Origin of the sequence: Vibrio mediterranei, from assembly GCF_900088415.1 — a bacterium.
GTDB lineage: Bacteria > Pseudomonadota > Gammaproteobacteria > Enterobacterales > Vibrionaceae > Vibrio > Vibrio mediterranei.
Genome location: NZ_FLLQ01000002.1, coordinates 85,548 through 103,276 on the forward strand (window position 1 = coordinate 85,548; position 17,729 = coordinate 103,276).

The 17,729-nt window shown below is 43.8% G+C and carries 17 protein-coding genes; 2 read left to right on the top strand and 15 right to left on the bottom strand.

All coding sequences use genetic code 11. From position 1 onward, the window contains the following. Window positions 1-83: 83 nt before the first annotated feature. The 8 genes from VME0621_RS06425 to VME0621_RS06460 all read right to left on the bottom strand — a co-directional run bounded on the left by VME0621_RS06425 (window position 84) and on the right by VME0621_RS06460 (window position 8,044). Window positions 84-377, bottom strand: coding sequence for a hypothetical protein (locus VME0621_RS06425; protein ID WP_088877549.1), 294 nt, complete (start codon window positions 375-377; stop codon window positions 84-86). Between the two features lie 383 nt (window positions 378-760). Then, complete coding sequence (gene tkt / locus VME0621_RS06430) at window positions 761-2,764, bottom strand: transketolase (RefSeq protein ID WP_062457505.1); 2,004 nt, start codon at window positions 2,762-2,764, stop codon at window positions 761-763. A gap of 15 nt (window positions 2,765-2,779) precedes the next feature. Then, window positions 2,780-3,526 (bottom strand): phosphatase, encoded by a 747-nt coding sequence (locus tag VME0621_RS06435; RefSeq protein ID WP_062457502.1) that lies wholly within the window; start codon window positions 3,524-3,526, stop codon window positions 2,780-2,782. Between the two features lie 19 nt (window positions 3,527-3,545). Further along, window positions 3,546-4,277, bottom strand: a complete 732-nt coding sequence (locus VME0621_RS06440; protein ID WP_062457499.1) for a nucleoside/nucleotide kinase family protein — start codon at window positions 4,275-4,277, stop codon at window positions 3,546-3,548. 9 nt (window positions 4,278-4,286) lie between these two features. Further along, window positions 4,287-4,805 carry an MltR family transcriptional regulator gene (locus VME0621_RS06445; protein ID WP_006071819.1) on the bottom strand — a complete coding sequence of 173 codons (519 nt, stop codon included), beginning with the start codon at window positions 4,803-4,805 and terminating at the stop codon, window positions 4,287-4,289. A gap of 58 nt (window positions 4,806-4,863) precedes the next feature. Then, window positions 4,864-6,135: a zinc-binding dehydrogenase gene (locus tag VME0621_RS06450; RefSeq protein WP_006071821.1), complete on the bottom strand. Its 1,272-nt coding sequence runs from the start codon at window positions 6,133-6,135 to the stop codon at window positions 4,864-4,866. Window positions 6,136-6,183: 48 nt separating this feature from the next. After that, window positions 6,184-7,587 (bottom strand): PTS mannitol transporter subunit IIBC, encoded by a 1,404-nt coding sequence (locus VME0621_RS06455; RefSeq protein ID WP_096443658.1) that lies wholly within the window; start codon window positions 7,585-7,587, stop codon window positions 6,184-6,186. A 13-nt stretch (window positions 7,588-7,600) separates the two neighbouring features. Beyond that, entirely contained in the window at window positions 7,601-8,044 is a 444-nt protein-coding gene (locus VME0621_RS06460; protein ID WP_038222468.1) for a PTS sugar transporter subunit IIA, read from the bottom strand. A gap of 611 nt (window positions 8,045-8,655) precedes the next feature. On the opposite strand from VME0621_RS06460, the gene VME0621_RS06465 reads away from it, so the two are divergent. Then, a complete protein-coding gene (locus tag VME0621_RS06465; protein WP_062457496.1) occupies window positions 8,656-9,027 on the top strand; it encodes a c-type cytochrome in 372 nt (123 codons plus the stop codon). A 64-nt stretch (window positions 9,028-9,091) separates the two neighbouring features. Here VME0621_RS06465 and cyoE read toward each other — a convergent pair whose 3' ends face one another. From cyoE to VME0621_RS06495, 6 genes are all read right to left on the bottom strand, one after another. Then, on the bottom strand, window positions 9,092-9,958 hold the full coding sequence (gene cyoE, locus VME0621_RS06470; RefSeq protein ID WP_062457493.1) for a heme o synthase: 867 nt from the start codon (window positions 9,956-9,958) through the stop codon (window positions 9,092-9,094). A gap of 7 nt (window positions 9,959-9,965) precedes the next feature. Further along, window positions 9,966-10,277, bottom strand: coding sequence for a cytochrome o ubiquinol oxidase subunit IV (gene cyoD / locus VME0621_RS06475; protein WP_006071828.1), 312 nt, complete (start codon window positions 10,275-10,277; stop codon window positions 9,966-9,968). Further along, on the bottom strand, window positions 10,274-10,873 hold the full coding sequence (gene cyoC / locus VME0621_RS06480; RefSeq protein ID WP_062457490.1) for a cytochrome o ubiquinol oxidase subunit III: 600 nt from the start codon (window positions 10,871-10,873) through the stop codon (window positions 10,274-10,276). The genes cyoD and cyoC overlap by 4 nt, the downstream gene beginning before the upstream one ends. Beyond that, a complete protein-coding gene (gene cyoB / locus VME0621_RS06485; protein ID WP_062457487.1) occupies window positions 10,863-12,899 on the bottom strand; it encodes a cytochrome o ubiquinol oxidase subunit I in 2,037 nt (678 codons plus the stop codon). The genes cyoC and cyoB overlap by 11 nt, the downstream gene beginning before the upstream one ends. Window positions 12,900-12,904: 5 nt before the next feature. Further along, window positions 12,905-13,786: a ubiquinol oxidase subunit II gene (gene cyoA / locus VME0621_RS06490; protein WP_062457483.1), complete on the bottom strand. Its 882-nt coding sequence runs from the start codon at window positions 13,784-13,786 to the stop codon at window positions 12,905-12,907. Between the two features lie 476 nt (window positions 13,787-14,262). After that, window positions 14,263-15,129, bottom strand: coding sequence for a LysR family transcriptional regulator (locus tag VME0621_RS06495; RefSeq protein ID WP_006071838.1), 867 nt, complete (start codon window positions 15,127-15,129; stop codon window positions 14,263-14,265). A 147-nt stretch (window positions 15,130-15,276) separates the two neighbouring features. Between VME0621_RS06495 and VME0621_RS06500 the strand changes: the two genes are divergently transcribed. Next, a complete protein-coding gene (locus VME0621_RS06500; protein WP_062457480.1) occupies window positions 15,277-16,536 on the top strand; it encodes an adenylosuccinate synthase in 1,260 nt (419 codons plus the stop codon). A gap of 95 nt (window positions 16,537-16,631) precedes the next feature. Here the strand turns inward: VME0621_RS06500 and VME0621_RS06505 are convergent, their stop codons facing one another. Beyond that, the gene (locus VME0621_RS06505) at window positions 16,632-17,702 is read right to left on the bottom strand and encodes a class I SAM-dependent methyltransferase (RefSeq protein ID WP_006071841.1); all 1,071 of its coding nucleotides are present in this window, start codon (window positions 17,700-17,702) and stop codon (window positions 16,632-16,634) included. Window positions 17,703-17,729 lie beyond the last annotated feature (27 nt).

Sequence of the window (17,729 nt, forward strand, 5' to 3'; positions counted from 1 at the left end):
TCACATTAAGGAAATTTGATAGATAGGTAACGTTTTTATCACATTATATTAATGTCAAGCAGCACCTATAAATCATTCGATTATCATAGAAATTGTTTTACTTTATCTATATCTGCTTGGAATGTATCAGCGCCGATAATAGTGACTACTTGCTCAATAACTTTGATTTCTTCAGGGTCAAATGTATGGTGTGGATCGACTAAGTTCCATACATGAAGAGGACTTGGAGACCATCGCTTGAACAAGCAGTCTAGAGCTTGCTCTTGGCTTCGGGCGAGTTGTTTATGTATATTTTTGGCACCTTTGTGCCTCAAAGGGCCGTTAATGTAGACATCTGCCATATGAAGCATCAATCTTATTCGTGTTGTTTCGAACATTATTTCTAATTTCCTGCAGTGCTCTACGACTTATTACACACAACAAAATATCCGTTATTGTCCATTTATAATGAGTAATGTCTAGATAACATACTTTCTCAAAAGGTTAATGTGAATCGTGGATAAATTATTCGCTGTTATTTTCTGATATATTGCTTTTAATTAGGCAAGAGATAAGATATTTCCATCGAAAGATAATATTATTTAGAAACTGATCATTCTAGGCATACACTAGCAGTTAAATAATATTAACACTATGAAGGTAAATGTGGCTCAAAAAATCACATTCATAAGAGTGTTGATGAGAGGGATGACTGTCGATTCTTGAGGCAGGTTGTACGGCATAAGAGAAACATCTCACTTCTTATACCGTACAAAAGCACTTACGCCAGTAGCGATTTCGCAGTCGCTACAACGTTTTCAGTTGTGAAGCCAAACATCTTAAACAGCTCACCCGCTGGCGCAGATTCACCGAATGTTGTCATGCCGATGATCTTGCCACCGAAACCAACATACTTGTACCAGTAATCCGCAATACCTGCTTCAACAGCAATACGCTTAGTCACTGCCGCAGGAAGAACCGCTTCACGGTATGCTTCATCTTGCGCATCAAATACGTCAGTAGAAGGAAGAGACACTACACGTACCTTCTTACCTTCAGCCGTCAGTTCAGCGTAAGCGTTTGTTGCTAGCTCAACTTCAGAGCCTGTCGCAATAAAGATTAGCTCAGGCGTGCCTTCGCAATCTTTCAGGATGTAACCACCCTTAGCAACGTTTGCTAGCTGCTCAGCGTCACGATATTGCTGTGTTAGGTTTTGACGAGAGAAGATAAGCGATGTTGGGCCGTCTTTACGTTCAATTGCGTATTTCCAAGCCACCGCAGACTCTACTTGGTCACATGGGCGCCATGTACTCATGTTTGGCGTTACGCGTAGTGATGCGATTTGCTCAACCGGTTGGTGCGTCGGACCATCTTCACCCAGACCGATAGAGTCGTGAGTGTAAACTTGGATGTTTTGCACTTTCATCAGTGCAGCCATGCGCATTGCGTTACGAGCGTATTCCATGAACATTAGGAAGGTTGCACCGTAAGGGACGAAACCACCATGCAGAGCGATACCATTGATGATCGCCGTCATACCGAATTCACGTACACCGTAGTGGATGTAGTTACCAGACGCATCGTCAGCCGTCAGCGACTGAGAGCCAGACCACATGGTGAGGTTTGATGGTGCTAGGTCAGCAGAGCCGCCCATGAATTCTGGAAGCATCTTACCGAACGCTTCTAGAGCATTTTGAGACGCTTTACGAGATGCAATGTTTGCTGGGTTAGCTTGAAGATCAGCAATGATCTTGCTTGCTTCTTGTTCCCACTGAGCTGGAAGCTCACCGTTCACACGACGCTTAAACTCAGCTGCTAGCTCTGGGTAAGCCGCTTCATAAGCCGCTAGCTTCTCGTTCCAAGCTGCTTCTTTTGCGCTACCCGCTTCGTTTGCATCCCACTCTGCTTTGATGTCAGCAGGGATTTCGAATGGACCGTGTTCCCAACCCAGGAATTCACGTGCTGCTGCAATTTCGTCGTGACCTAGTGGTGCACCGTGACAGTCGTGAGAGCCCGCTTTGTTTGGTGAACCAAAACCGATGATGGTTTTAGTACAGATAAGTGTTGGACGTGGATCCGCTTTTGCCGCTTCAATCGCTGCATTGATCGCGTCAGCATCGTGACCGTCTACTGCAGGAATTACGTGCCAGCCGTATGCTTCGAAGCGCTTAGGTGTATCGTCAGAGAACCAACCTTCGACTTCACCATCGATAGAAATACCGTTGTCATCCCAGAAAGCAATCAGCTTACCTAGACCTAGCGTACCTGCTAGAGAACATGCTTCGTGAGAGATACCTTCCATCAGACAGCCGTCACCCATGAAGACATAAGTGAAGTGGTCAACGATGTCGTGACCTTCTTTGTTGAATTGTGCTGCAAGAGATTTCTCAGCAATCGCCATACCAACCGCGTTGGTAATGCCTTGACCTAGAGGACCAGTCGTCGTCTCGATACCTGGTGCATAGCCGTACTCTGGGTGACCTGGTGTTTTTGAGTGCAGTTGACGGAAGTTTTTCAAATCGTCAATTGATAGCTCGTAGCCGCTTAGGTGAAGCAGAGAGTAAATCAGCATTGAGCCGTGGCCGTTTGACAGTACGAAACGGTCGCGGTCAGCCCATTCTGGGTTTGACGGGTTGTGATTTAGGTGAGAACGCCAAAGAACTTCAGCGATATCAGCCATACCCATTGGTGCACCTGGGTGACCTGAGTTAGCTTGTTGAACACCATCCATGCTTAGCGCGCGGATTGCATTAGCGAGTTTTTTTCTGTTGTTTGTTTCAGTCATTTTAACTCTCGAAAATTAATATAAATGTTCAAATTCTTGGATTGTTGCTTTGCCGCGTAGACGCAGGAAATTTAGAAAGCGGCTCGACGATGTCGATACAATTCTCTCTTTCGGTACTTGGTGTTTAGTGAGCAGGTCTATGGCTTTGTCGAGTTTTGAAATTTCCTCACAAAAGTGCGCGTCTGAACCCGTGGTGAAATACACACCTATTTCATTTCCTAGACGGACAATTTCGTCACAACGCTTGTCACTGCCCTTACGGCTTTTACCAGTTAGTGAGGTGTTGTTTACTTCGACAACAATGTTTAAGTCTTTCGCGCACTGTAAAACTCTGCGCATATCAAACGGGTAGTTAGGGTTCCCTGTATGCCCTAACACATCAATTCGGCCACTTTGCATAGCGTTGATCAGCGCTTCTGTGTGCGCTTCTTCCGTGGACGGTGAAAACACGGGTTCATGAAAGCTGGCAATAACCCAGTCCAAATGTTGGTCACTGGAGTTAGGAAGATCAATTTCCCCCTTTGTATTTAGAATGTTGGCTTCGACACCACGCAAGATGCCGACATCATGGAGAAATCGGGGCAGAATCCTTTGATTGTTAAAATACCAGTAATGGGGGGCACCTGGCATTTCAGGAGCATGATCCGTAATACAAAGAAGCTCCAGCCCCTTATTTTTTGCTGCTAACGCATTCTCTAAGACCGTACTGTAAGCATGGCCGCTAGCGATAGTATGAGTATGGGTATCAATGACTATTTTCATGACTCTCGTCCTCTATCGCTTAAATCTTGAAGGAACCATCTTGGTTTAGATATAGGTTCAAGTCTGCTTTTTGAGAGTTGTTCAGTACGTTATCGACGTTGATAGCATCTGACTTGTAGTAGAAGTCCAAGGCATCTTCCTCGGATGTACCACCGCGAATCTTACGGTTCACCAAACGATCTTGTAAGAACTGAGGGTCGGTATCGATGAACACCGTGAAATCAGCAAAATTCTTTAACCCATTCCAAACCGGTTGATCTAGCAATAAATAGTTTCCTTCGATAACTACAATGTTCTTATCGACAATCAATGCATCGTCCACGGGATCGTGAAGATTTCGGTCGTAATAAGGCCATTTAGGCGCAGGGTCTTTTAACTGTCTTAGTTTTCTGACCAGTTCAGTCAGATTGAAGGTTTCATAAGCACCCTTTATTGAGCGAAGTAATACTTCTTTACCATTTCGAGTCGTGCTATTGCTGTCTAAGATTTCATTTGGAAAGTGAAAGCCATCAAACGGTAATACTTGCAAGGTTTCTAGGGCTTCGTCTTGCTCTGACAGATGTTCCCAAAATGCTGCAAGTGTGGATTTTCCACTGCCTGGAGGCGCAGCAAGAAAGATAATGACTCGGTCTTGTTTTTCTTTGTAGAGTTTGGAGAATTTTCCGACTAGGGGTTTATGGATTTGTTCAACGTCGCTATTGGGAAATTCAGCTTGGGTTTCAAAGCCGCTAACGTTTAAATTCACTTTCATAGTGACACCTTACTGATGGATCTCCTCTTCTATTTTTTGAATGAGCATTTCACAAGACAGTTTAAGGACTGTGATGATGAGAGATTCGTATCTCATCTGTGAAAACGTCTCAAATGAAGAGAACTTAAGTTGTTTTAGAGATTCAATATAAAAGCTATCTTGTTGCGAAGATAAAATGGCTTGATTCTCGATAAAGTCATAAATCATGTCATCACTAAACGACACTTTTTCTGGCCTAGACAAGGCGTACTCCAGCACTTGGTCGTAAAGGCCGATATCCGAATAGGTTTCTAGCGAAATCTTACCCATTGCGAATACTAACTTTGACACCACATCTGTGGTCACGAGAGGCCCATCTTCTTTCAGCAACGGGTCCACAGCATACTCCTTCACTAGTTCGTCTTGGACGAATACCGATGGAAGTATGGCTTTTAACTTGAGGTTTATAATTTTGTTTGAAACTTGAAGAAAAGCGGTAGCGTTATCGCACTCATCCAATTTCTCCAATAAATCTTCAATTCGTGACAAAGTTTCTAACCTTTTGATTATGTGGTAACCGTGAGGCTACCACATAAATAAGCTTCGACTAAACCGTCAAACTCACGTCATAAAACTCCAGTAACGCTTTTTCTGCTTCTGCATTCCAAACATAGTTATTTTGCTGCAAAATCGCGTCCAATTCCCCAAAGAATGGGTCACTGTCTTCTAGAGTCTTAAACTGGTCGATTGCTGTTAAAGGCAGGTCGATATGAGGGTAAATCAGCTTCTTACCACCCGGAATATCGAGCTGGTTCAGAATCGTATCTGGTGCTGCTTGTAGGCCGCCTACATGGGTAATCATGAACGATGGATTAATCTTCCCTTTTGCAGAGAGGTCTAGAGACTCAATCATGTCTCCGGTAGAGCCACCTGACGTCCCGACAATGTGAGTCGCTTCGTAGTGCACATTATAGAAGTTAAACGGTACTTTGAATTTCTTATCTGTAGGACCAGCAAAGAAGTTTAAACAGCCGTCGTTACCCAGCAACTCATCCGCTTGCTCTAATACTTGTGATACAGCAGCGTAGACCATAACGTCATCGTAACCTAATCCGCCGTTCAGTGATTTAAGGTACTCAACCGGATCTTCCACATTCGCCGTATTCACATAGTGAAGCTCAACACCATTCTCCGCCGCTGTGCTTACTGGAATTAAGCTCTCGGCGCGTGCGAGACGTTCTGCATCAATGTCAGTAACAACCAGTAGTTTAGGTTTTACTGGACCATTGATCGCGTAGTCGATAGCACCGATACCCATTGGACCAGCACAAGCGAGAAGCGCGAGTGACCCGCCCTCTTTGATACCCATATCATGTTCATACACGTAAGGAGTTGTATGGTAGCTCGCGTGATAGGCGCCAATAATGCACGACATTGGTTCTGCTAGCGAAGCGTCAGCAAAGTAGTTCCCTTCATAAGGAAGTACACAGCCAAGGTCGATAGCGATTTTCGGGATAATTGAATAAGTAGCGTTACCACCAAATGTCTCGTAGCTGTAGCCGGCAGAATAACCCGATGGTAAGCCCATTGCTGGTTGAAGCACAAAAGAGTCACCCGGCTTGAACTTGTCTTTTAGGTTGTCTCCAACTTCAACAATGATACCGGCGTACTCGTGACCTGTGATAACTGGTGTTTCTGCAATATCTTCTGGTACACGCTTATGTTTGCTACCTAGAAGCGCTGCTTTATACGTTGATAAACAAACGCTGTTAGAAATATTTTTGACCAGTAGTTCATCCGCCGAAATAGCTGGTAGGTCAAAAGTGCGAAGTTGAATGTTCTTTTCTCCGCAGATAACAGCTGCCGTAGTTTCAACCATGTTCTCTCTCCTCATAGGGGCGCTGAGACGCCCCCGAAATAATAGTTATTAAGCTTGTTGTTCGATAGTCACCAGCAGCTCATCTAGCGCTGGGTCATTGATAAAGTTTTTGATGGTAATGACCGGTAGTCCTGTTGCTTTCACTGCGCGACTTTCTAGACTCTCATGAGTCACAACTATATCTGCGTCGCTAGGTACTTTTTCGATAGCGAAGTTCTTCACTTCGACATCGTAGCCCGCTTGTGTCAGCTTTCTCTTGAAGGTAGACGCTCCCATAGCACTTGAGCCCATACCAGCATCACAAGCAAATGCAACGAACTTGATGTTTTTGCCTTCAGCCGTAGCTTGAGTTGCAGCCACTGTGTTGATAGCACCTTCCGCTTTCATGTCCTTCATATTGGTGACTGATTGCTCGAAGTCTTCTTCAGACTCTGTGCTCTTGGACATTTTCAGAATGGCACTCGCTACCAAGAAAGAAACAATTGTTGCTGTTGTCACACCAGCGATAGTAGCTAGGAAGCTTCCTTTCGGCGTTAGCGCCAAGTAAGAGAAGATAGAACCTGGACTTGGACCCGCTACTAGACCTGCATCAAGTAGATTGAAGGTTGCGATACCTGTCGCTGCACCAGCAATCATTGCTACGATCATGATTGGCTTCATCAAAACATATGGGAAGTAAAGCTCGTGGATACCTCCGAAGAAGTGGATGATGATGGCACTTGGCGCTGAACGCTTCGACAAACCTTCACCAAATTTTGCATACGCAAGTAGCATACCTAGACCAGGGCCTGGGTTAGACGCCACCATAAAGAAGATGGATTTACCAGTTTCAGCCGCAGCTTGAAGACCTAGAGGGTAATAAATGCCTTGGTCGATTGCATTGTTTAGGAACAATACTTTTGCTGGCTCATTGATAATCGCAAGTAGAGGTAAGAAACCTGTTGCTACCAAAGCTTCAATGCCTGATTTAACGAACAAGTTTGCAGCAGTCACAGCAGGACCAACAATCTCATAAGCAAATAGGCACAAAAGCATACCTACGATACCCAGTGAGAAGTTGTTCACGACCATCTCAAAGCCAGACGGGATACGGTGTTGGATTCGCTTATCCATTTGCACCACAACCCATGCACTAAGTGGGCCCATAATCATTGCACCAACAAACATTGGAATGTCAGCACCTACGATGACACCCATAGTAGCGATAGCACCCGCTACTGCACCACGCTTGTCACCAACAAGTTGACCACCTGTGTAACCGATTAACAGCGGTAACAAGTAAGTGATCATTGGGCCAACAATGCTGCCAAACGCTTCGTTAGGCATCCAGCCTGTTGGGATAAATAGCGCAGTGATAAAACCCCACGCAATAAATGCGCCTATATTGGGCAATACCATGGCGGTAAGATGTCCGCCAAATGATTGCACTTTCGCTCTCATATTTGTAGTCACGTTACATTCCTTATTAGCAGGTTTTTATAATATCCAATACTTCTGTTTTCGATTTTGCTGCTGCGAGCTTCTCTATATTTGTCTCGTCGACAAGCATTTCACTTAAAGATTGGATTACTTGAATGTGAGTATCTGAATCCTTGGCAGCTAAGGTTAGCAGTACGTTAGCGGGGCCAAGATCTGAACCAAAGTCTACTGGTTCAGGGAAGATGTGAATGCCTAAACCGGTTTTTAATACACCGGCCTCAGGGCGAGCATGCGGCATCGCGATGCCCGGGCACAAAACGTAGTAAGGACCATTGTCGATGGTAGACTGAATAATGGCATCAGCGTAATTCGACGTCACATAGCCCTTCTCTTCGAGGTATTGTGTTGTCGTTCTTACAGCCTGTTCCCATGATGTGTTATCATGTTCTACAACGTCTACTAGGTCATGGTCGATTAAGTCATACAGCATTGTCTTGTCCCATAATGAATGTCGTTTCGTTGAGTTCATTATGAGTTCTTTTCCTGGGGACATGCAATTCCGCACAAATTGTGACGTAAATCACCAAAAATAACCTGTCAACAGGCAAGCAATGATCAAGTTAACAAATTACAATTGAAAGTTTTGGTAAAAATTTTATTTTAATTACAAGTCAATAGAACAAAGTTGATGCACGCATCATTTTTGGACATTTCTTAAATTACATAAATATTGAACTGAATCACATTATTCATATTGACGATCGCTTTTATGTGATATTGAGATCATTAATTATAAGCACTTTAAAGCCTATTCCAGTCACTAGTAGCACACTTTTCACCAAATTAACAAAAGCAACAATAATTTGTTTCTCAGTTTCAGGTAACTTTACACTTCACTTTATTCTTCCACGATTGTGTTTGCTGATTTCTTTATTCTTGGAAGTAATAAGCCGCGTCTCAACCCTTCTGCTTTTTGATTGCTAGTCTATCCACTGAGAATATTCACATAACTAACTGATGAATATAAATATAACTTTATATTCACCCACTATTCATTCTTATGTCGTTAGGATTCGAGAAAACACATAGGAAGTACACAATATGAAGATCAAATTGAAATTACTCATCGCAACATTATTAGGTGCAATGGCGCTTTTCATTGGCAGTTTCACTTTCGTTTCAGCAGCGAAGCCACCTATTGACGGCAATGTCGCTAATGGAAAACAAAAATACGAGGCGCTGTGTATCTCTTGTCATGGTTCTAAGGGGCATGGTGATGGTGCAGCGGCTAACGCTCTGCCAAATGAACCAGCCGATATCGCTCAGAAGATCAACAAACCTTTCAAAACACCCACCCAAATTGCGAATAAAGTGTTAGCGGGAAAAATAGACGAAGGTATGCCTGCTTTTAAGGGAGTACTTACCGAGAAAGATGCTATTGATATCTTGGCGTATGTGCAGTCCATTCAATAAACAATCTGAAAAGTTTAAGGATAAAAGGTTCACGAATCGTCAATCACGACTGTGAACCTGTCGATTAAAAATGAAGGGGTAGTAGCTCTAGTCCTAGCACTCCGCTGAAACTTGTCACCACCAGCAACGAAACTTTAAATACCGCTTTGGACCAATCAATATAATTGCTGCTATTCATATCGCGGAATGTAACTCGAGCCCAGAACGCACTCATCGCTCCTACTACAATCAGATATTCGTAGTTCGCCTCACCAACAAAGAAAAGTGCGGCAGCAACCGCGCAAAATGCCAACACATAGTGTCGAATATGTTGGTTCGCTTTATTCAGGCCTTCCTTAACAGGTAAAACAGGAATACCTGCTTGACGATAATCTTCCATTCGAAAAATCGCAATAGCGTAAGAGTGTGGCATTTGCCAAAGGCAGAACAACAGGAACAATAAGACAGATTCAACGCTCAAATAATTGGTGACCGCTAGGTAACCGACAAGTGGAGGTACTGCTCCTGAGATACTTCCGATCAAGGTTCCATAAACTGAATGCCGCTTGTACCACATGGTGTAAAAGAACACGTAGAAGACATAGCCGATGAGCACAACAACCGCAGATAGTGGATTGGTCATCTGATATAACAACGCTGTGCCAACAAGCAAGAGGAATAGCGCGTAGACAAACGCGACATCCATATTGACATAACCCTGAACTAAATCACGATATTTAGTTCGCTCCATCTTCTGGTCAATATCTCTATCGAAAATATTGTTTACAACACAACCTGACGCTATGACTAGCCCCACACCAACGAGTGCTGCAAAGAACAAGGTAATATCGACATGCTCACTTTTAGCGGCAAGGAAAAACCCTGCCGCTGTTGAGACCATGTTGCCAAAAATAATACCTGGTTTTGTAATCGTCAGATAATTTTTGAGCATACTGCCTCTACATCATCATGTTCATATTCATGTTGTACATTATCCACAGCGACCCAGCGATGAGGATAAACACCACAACGATGGTGAATAGCAACGAAACCAAATTCCACTGCCCATCAGAGGTCTTCGCTTCCATATGTAGGAAGTATTTGAAGTGAACAAACACCTGAACAATCGCGCAAGCAAATAAAACAAAATACGTTGTACTCGCTGGCAGAGATTGTGCCCAAACCAAATAGAACGGTACTACAGTCAGTACCAAAGCCGCACAAAACCCTTTGATGTAGTCTGATGCAGCTATATCTGTATTACTGCTCATGACATGACTCCCAGTAAATAAACGATGGTAAATACACAGATCCAAACAATATCTAAGAAGTGCCAGAACAGGCTTAAACAACTAAAACGCATCGACATGTTGCTGTTTAACCCTTTCTTCGACAGCTGGTGATAACACACCGCCATCCAGATCAAGCCAAATGTCACATGAAGGCCGTGAGTCCCAACTAAAGTAAAGAATGCTGACAAGAAAGCATTGGTTTGAGGTCCATATCCTTCAACTATCAGGTGATGAAACTCATACACTTCCATGCCAATAAACCCTAGCCCGAGCAGAAAGGTTACTTTCATCCACAACTTGAGGTTGGTAATATCCTGACGCTTCATCGCAATCATGCCAAAACCAAACGTGATACTACTCAGTAGCAGCAACATGGTTTCGACAAAGACAAACGGCAACTCAAACAGTTCTCTCGCTAATGATCCCGTCATAGGGTTACTAGCAAGTACCGCATAAGTAGCAAACAGCGTTGCGAAAAGCACGCAGTCACTCATCAGGTAAATCCAGAAACCAAACAGCTTGTTATCACTATGATCGTGGCGATCATGAACTGGTGCACTCACACTACCCTGCATAATTCACCTCCATATCGTCCTTCTTATTTCCGTCGGCATGAGTGTGTTGCTTAGCTAGTTCAAGCTGCTGTCGTCTAGCGTTTTCGATGGCTTCGATTTCCTCAACCTCGACGTAATAATCCACATCATCGTTGTAACTATGTTTGATACAACTTACGACAATGCCAACGAAACTAATGGCCGCTAACCACCACATGTACCAAATCATTCCAAAGCCAAAGGCCAGTGCCCAAGCTGAAATATAGATACCTGTCGGCGTATTTCTCGGCATATGAATACGTTGATATTCCACTTTCTTCATTGGATCAAACTCACCGCTTTCTTTCTGATACCAAAATGCATCAATTTGGTCGCCTTTTGGTAAATGTGCAAAGTTATAGAACGGCGGAGGTGACGAGGTTGCCCATTCAAAGGTACGGCCGCCCCATGGGTCTCCAGTGAGATCGAGGTGCGCTTTTCTATCACGAACACTGACATAGATTTGAATGAACTGGCACACAACACCGAGTGCAATTACGGCGGTTCCTGCTGCTGCAACAGCAAGTAATGGGAAGTACTCAGGGTTGATATCTTGACTAAGACGTCGCGTCATCCCCATAAAGCCCAGCGCATACAAAGGTAAGAACGCCATCAAGAAGCCAATAATCCAGAGATAGAATGCTCGTTTGCCCCACGTCTCATTCATCATGAAACCTGTTGCCTTCGGGAACCAGTAAGTGATAGCAGCAAAGCAACCAAACACCACACCACCAATAATCACATTATGGAAGTGCGCCACTAGGAAGACCGAGTTGTGTAGTACGAAATCAGCTCCCGGTACCGCCATCAATACACCAGTCATCCCGCCGACCGAGAAGGTAATCAAGAAACCTAGTGTCCATAACATTGGCGTGGTAAAGCGTACTCGTCCCTTGTACATAGTGAACAACCAGTTAAAGATCTTCACCCCTGTAGGGATAGAGATAATCATGGTTGCAATGCCGAAGAATGCATTGACGTTTGCACCAGATCCCATGGTAAAGAAGTGATGTAACCAAACGACAAACGCCAAGATGGTGATCGCAATGGTGGCCCAAACTAGTGAGGTATAGCCAAACAGTTTTTTGCGTGAGAAGGTCGCTGTGACTTCCGAAAACACACCAAAAATCGGCAGTACTAGGATGTACACCTCTGGATGTCCCCATGCCCAAATCAAGTTGACGTACATCATCATATTGCCGCCAAAATCATTGGTGAAGAAATGCATTCCTAAGTAACGGTCTAAAGTCAGCAGCGCAATGGTGACCGCCAAGATGGGGAATGAAATAATAATCAGAATATTGGCGCACAAAGATGCCCAAGTGAATACCGGCATTTTCATTAACGGCATGGATGGAGTTCGCATGCGCAATATAGTGGCAAAGAAGTTCACACCAGTTAAGGTTGTTCCGACACCAGATATTTGTAACGCCCATATCCAATAATCGACCCCGACCCCGGGGCTTGCATCAATCCCTGACAATGGTGGGTACGCCAACCAACCTGTTCGGCCAAATTCACCGACACCAAGCGATAGGTTGGTGAGTATCACGCCAACAATAAACAGCCAAAAACTGAGGTTATTTAGATAAGGAAAGGCGACATCTCGCGCTCCTATTTGCAAAGGAACGACGATATTCATAAGACCAATCACAAGTGGCATGGCAACGAAAAATATCATGATCACGCCGTGTGCAGTAAAAATCTGGTCATAGTGGTGAGGTGGCAAGTACCCGGCTTCACCAGCAGACGACAGCAGTTGTTGGCTGCGCATCATCACCGCATCAGAGAAGCCCCGAATCAACATCACCATTGCCACAGCGATGTACATGAATCCCAGTTTTTTATGGTCAACTGTGGTAAACCATTCATTCCAAAGATATTGCCACTTTTTAGCTTTAGTAATGGCCGTGACTAATGCTAATCCAGCAAGCGCAATCACGACTAAAGTGACAACAATAATCGGCTCATGGTATGGAATCGAATTGAGCGATAATCTTCCAAACATAACGTTTATCCTTCGTGTTCGGGTAAACGGTTCATTGAACCTGGATACTGAGTTACAACATCATTAAACAGCGCGGGAGGGACACTCGAATAAAGACTGACAGGATCAGCCACACTCGGTTCTGCCAGCGCTCGATATTGCTGCCAGTTTTCGATCTGTTTTGGACTGTGTTTCACTTTGTCCACCCATTGAGAAAAGGCCTGTTTGTTTTCCAAAGCGGCGGCAGTGAACTTCATTTCGGAGAACCCTTTACCGCTGTAGCTAGAAGCAAAGCCTTTGTAATCTCCTTGATGGTTCGCAATCAGATTCAGTCGCGTCACCATGCCGGGCATCGCGTAGATCTGAGACCCGAGCCTCGGGATAAAGAACGCATTCATAATGTTGTCAGAAGTGATTTTGAATGTGACCGGAACATCCTTAGGAAAGGCTACATAGTTAACCGTTGCTATCCCTTGTTCTGGGTAGATAAACAGCCACTTCCAATCGAGTGAAACCACTTCGATTGTTAAAGGTTTTTCTGGATGTGCGATGGGTTTAGATGGCTCTAAAGCGTGAGTAGAACGCCAAGTGATAACCGCCAAAATCGCGATAATAATAATCGGGATAGTCCAAACCACCACCTCAATTTTGGTCGAGTGAGCCCAGTCTGGAGCGTACTCTTCTTCGGTGTTAGTTGAACGATACCGATAAGCAAAATAAACCGTCATCAGAATCACAGGAATGACAACTATCAACATCAGCAAAAGAGCAGTGATGATCAGCTCTTTTTCTTGAACGCCAATTGCACCTTTGGGGTCAAGTAAAGCAGAACTGCATCCAGAAAGAGTAAGTATGGCAGTCGCCACACCTCCCCTAAGCAAGATGCTTTGATATCTTGAGGCTTTCATTAACTTTCTCGAGTATATTCGGGCTTGACTACATTGTCGGAACTCGTTGTCAAAACCCATTAGTTAGAATTATGTTTTTGTTGAGCGTGTGTAAGCAAAATCATCAAGGTGAAGCGTAAAACCCATGCTTCAAACATGGATTTATTGTTACACTTTGAAATACATTGTTACAGCAAGTGCATTATGCGTAGATAAAATGTGAAGCACATCTGTCGTATTTGAAATCTAAGCTTGCGTGAATCAAGTTAGACAACGGGATGTGATAGTAAGAACTGAGGCGAGATAGTATTACTATCTAATTGATATTAAATAATTAAAAAGGTACTTGAATGTATATTTACGTTGTTATCAAATGCGTTCAATAACACGTCATTTGTTGCATTATTGTTATCACCACAACAATAAAAATGTGATTTTATTCATGAATTTAGGATCTCAAGTTAACATATAAATTACACTACAATTCACATAAACCCCTATTTCTGTAAAATAATCATCTCATCTCCGACCCATTGAAGTAATTGTTTAGTCGCTTTAGACAAGATTTGATTCTGACGAACAATGTAGCCAAGGTTCGTTGTCGGGAAATCAGATAACGGCGTAACATCTGTCTGGATATTTCTTTTTGTTGACAGCGCAAACTCAGGGATAATTGCCACCCCAAAACCAGCTTCAGCCCAATCAATTTGTGCATCAACGCTCCCTACTTCCATCACACGATAATTTGATAGATTTAATCTAGGTAACGCGTCATCAATTAGATCCCGCGTTCGGGTGTCATGGCCAAGCAGAATCAAGGTAATTTCGCTTTGATTGGCGATAGCTTGTTGAAACCCTTCACCAAACGCCACCCATTTGACCTGTTGTAACTCTACAAAGTGCAACGGCTGAGATTGCTGTTGGGAAATAACAAACCCCACATCAGCCTCAGCCTTTTTAACTAAATCTGCTGCTTGAGATGACGTGGTATTTAAAAGCACGATATCCATTCCAGGGTAAGCATTTCTGAACAGTTTAAACGCACCAATAAGTAGCATACGTGAAATAATATCGCTTGCTGCAACGGTGATGGTTCCCTTGTCTAACTCATTAAGTGCATTCAGATCGGATTGACACACCTGTAATTCTTCCAAGGTCTTGATACTGCTTTGTAGTAAACGCTCACCCGCTTGCGTGAGATGAAAAGGATTACGATCTAACAGCTTCACACCTGTTGTTTGCTCTAGCTGTTTTAACTGTAAGCTCACGTTAGGCTGAGTCATGTGCAACGCATTGGCCGCTTTACCAAAATGTTTGTATTCAGCCAGTGTTACAAACGTCTTCAACCAATGAATATCTAACATTTTTTCTTCCCTCTTAATGCGTGAGTTAGTCAATAGAATAACCATAGTGCCGATATGATTTTCTTATTGACTTAATAATTATAATTAATTTTTCTTATTCACACTACAGGGTTAAGCTGACTCCCTAATCAATTAGGAGAACTTATTATGTCGTCTATCGTTGTCTTAGGTGCTAACTGGGGTGATGAAGGCAAAGGCCGCATCGTTGACTTTCTAGCTGCAGACGCGTCTGCAAGCATTCGCTTTCAAGGTGGAAACAATGCGGGTCACACTGTAGTCAATGACTTCGGTACCTTCAAACTGCACCAACTTCCTAGTGGCATTTTTAATCCTGATTGTACCGCTGTGCTTGGCCCGGGTATGGTCATCAGCCCTGCCGCACTAAGTGAAGAAATTGCTGAGGTCGAATCAGCAGGCGTTAAAATTAATCTATGTATTTCAGACCGTGCGACATTATGTCTGCCTCTTCACGCTCTTGAGGATACTTTAGAAGAGCAACGTCTAGGCGATGCCGCTTACGGTTCAACTCGACAAGGTATCGCACCAGCTTACGGCGATCGTGTGATGAAAAAAGGTATTTTAGTTGGTTGGTTACAGCAGCCTGAAGTCCTAGAGCAGCGCCTCCAATTTATGCTCGATTGGAAAATGCCTCAGCTAAAAGCGCTTTATCCACAATGTGACTATTCACAAAGCGCAAAAGAAATCACTGAATGGCTACTAGAAGTGACCAAATCTTGGCGTCCATTTATTTGTAATGTCACCGAGCCACTAAAAGCATTGCAAGCTAAAGATGCGAACTTGTTGTTTGAAGCACAGTTAGGTGCAGGTCGCGACCTTGTATACGGTGAGTACCCTTGGACAACGTCATCTAACGTAACAGCCGCTTATGCTGGTATCGGCAGTGGTCTACCAGCACTTAGACCTGAACGCGTGATCGCGGTAGCTAAGGCATTTAGCTCATCTGTTGGGACAGGTACATTGGTTACTGCGATGGAAGAACAAGATAACTTCCGTGAAAGCGCTAACGAATTCGGTGCGACAACGGGTCGCCCACGTGACATGGGTTTCTTTGATGCCGTAGCCACCAAAAATGGCGTTGAGCTACAAGCGGCCACTGAAATTGCACTGACAAAAATCGACTGTTTGACGGGCTTAAAAGATTTAAAAATCTGCGTCGCATACGATGGCGAACATACTGAAAACCCTATTTGGCCTCAAACTGCTGCACTGGCACCAGTCTACGAGCAAATGGAAGGGTGGGATGAAGACATCACCGGCTGTCGTAGTTTCGAGGAGTTGCCAAAAGCAGCTCAAGACTATGTGGCACGTATCGAAAGCTTAATGGGTGTGCCTGTACGCATGGTATCCGTGGGTCCAGAGCGTGACCAGATGATCATTCGCGATTAACAGCAGCGAATTTAACAGATAAAAAAGCCCAGCTCGATAGCTGGGCTTGTTGCATTTTATAACTTTAAAAGTTGGTGCAAATGAATCACGTACTATTACGACTTTATTTTTAATTTCAGTAAAGTATGGCCTAAACCAATATCGTCGGTACGTTCTACCACTTCTAATCCGGACTCTTCGACAATTTCTAAAAAGTCTTCACTGCGATAGAAACGACTATTACCGTTTGCTAGACAGGTGAAATACAAAGACGTCGCGTTCAAACTAAACGACGCCGCATCGTATTTCTGTGCATCCCAAAATAGCTCAAGAATATAGACCGTTGAATCGGGAGTCAGCTGAGAACGAACATTTCTTAAAATCGTTAGAATCTCCATTGGAGAGAAACAATCTAAGAACTGGCTCATCCACCAGACATCTGCTTTCTCAGGTAAGGCTTGAGACTTGTCCAGCATGTTAGCAGGGAAAGGATGTACACGCTGTGCAAAGCCATTGTCTGCCACATTCTTCATTGCCACATTAAGCTGTTGAGGCAAATCGACTATTGTTACTTCAACATCGCTATTGTAGCCACAACATTGCATCGCCCATTTACCGGTGTTACCACCAATGTCCACAATATGCTTCGGCTCTTGGCTAAACACTTCTTTCAATAAAATAGGAAACGATCTGTCCGAGTAGAAATGATCAAACTTGAACCAACTCTCTTTTGCTTTCTCTGGCAACTGAGACAGGCCTTGATATATGGTTTCCCATTCACCAAGTTCCTTTAAACCCGCTGGTTTGCCTTCTTTAATCGATTCCGTCAAATGCATCATAGCGGCGTAACAAACATCAGCTGTGAAATCCATATTCGCCTGAGTCATACCATCATGAAGCAAAAAGAAGCCCATATTAGCTAGCGAATAGTTGGGTTTGTTCCACAATACGATATGGGCACTGATTGCCATGTCGAGTAGCACTTTGACACCATACTCAGAGACACCAGTTGCTTGGGCAATTTCAGGAGCACTTAGTCCCTGCTCTCCCGCTTTATCGAGCTCAGCTAAAATACCTAGGTCTCGTAAAGTGCGAGCGGCTTGAAATACAATTGGGGCAAAAGACAGCTCTTGAGCCGCTGTCTTTGCTTCAAAAGCATTGTATGGATCAATATTTTGTTTTGACACATCAATTCCTGGTGGTTGTTCTGTTCA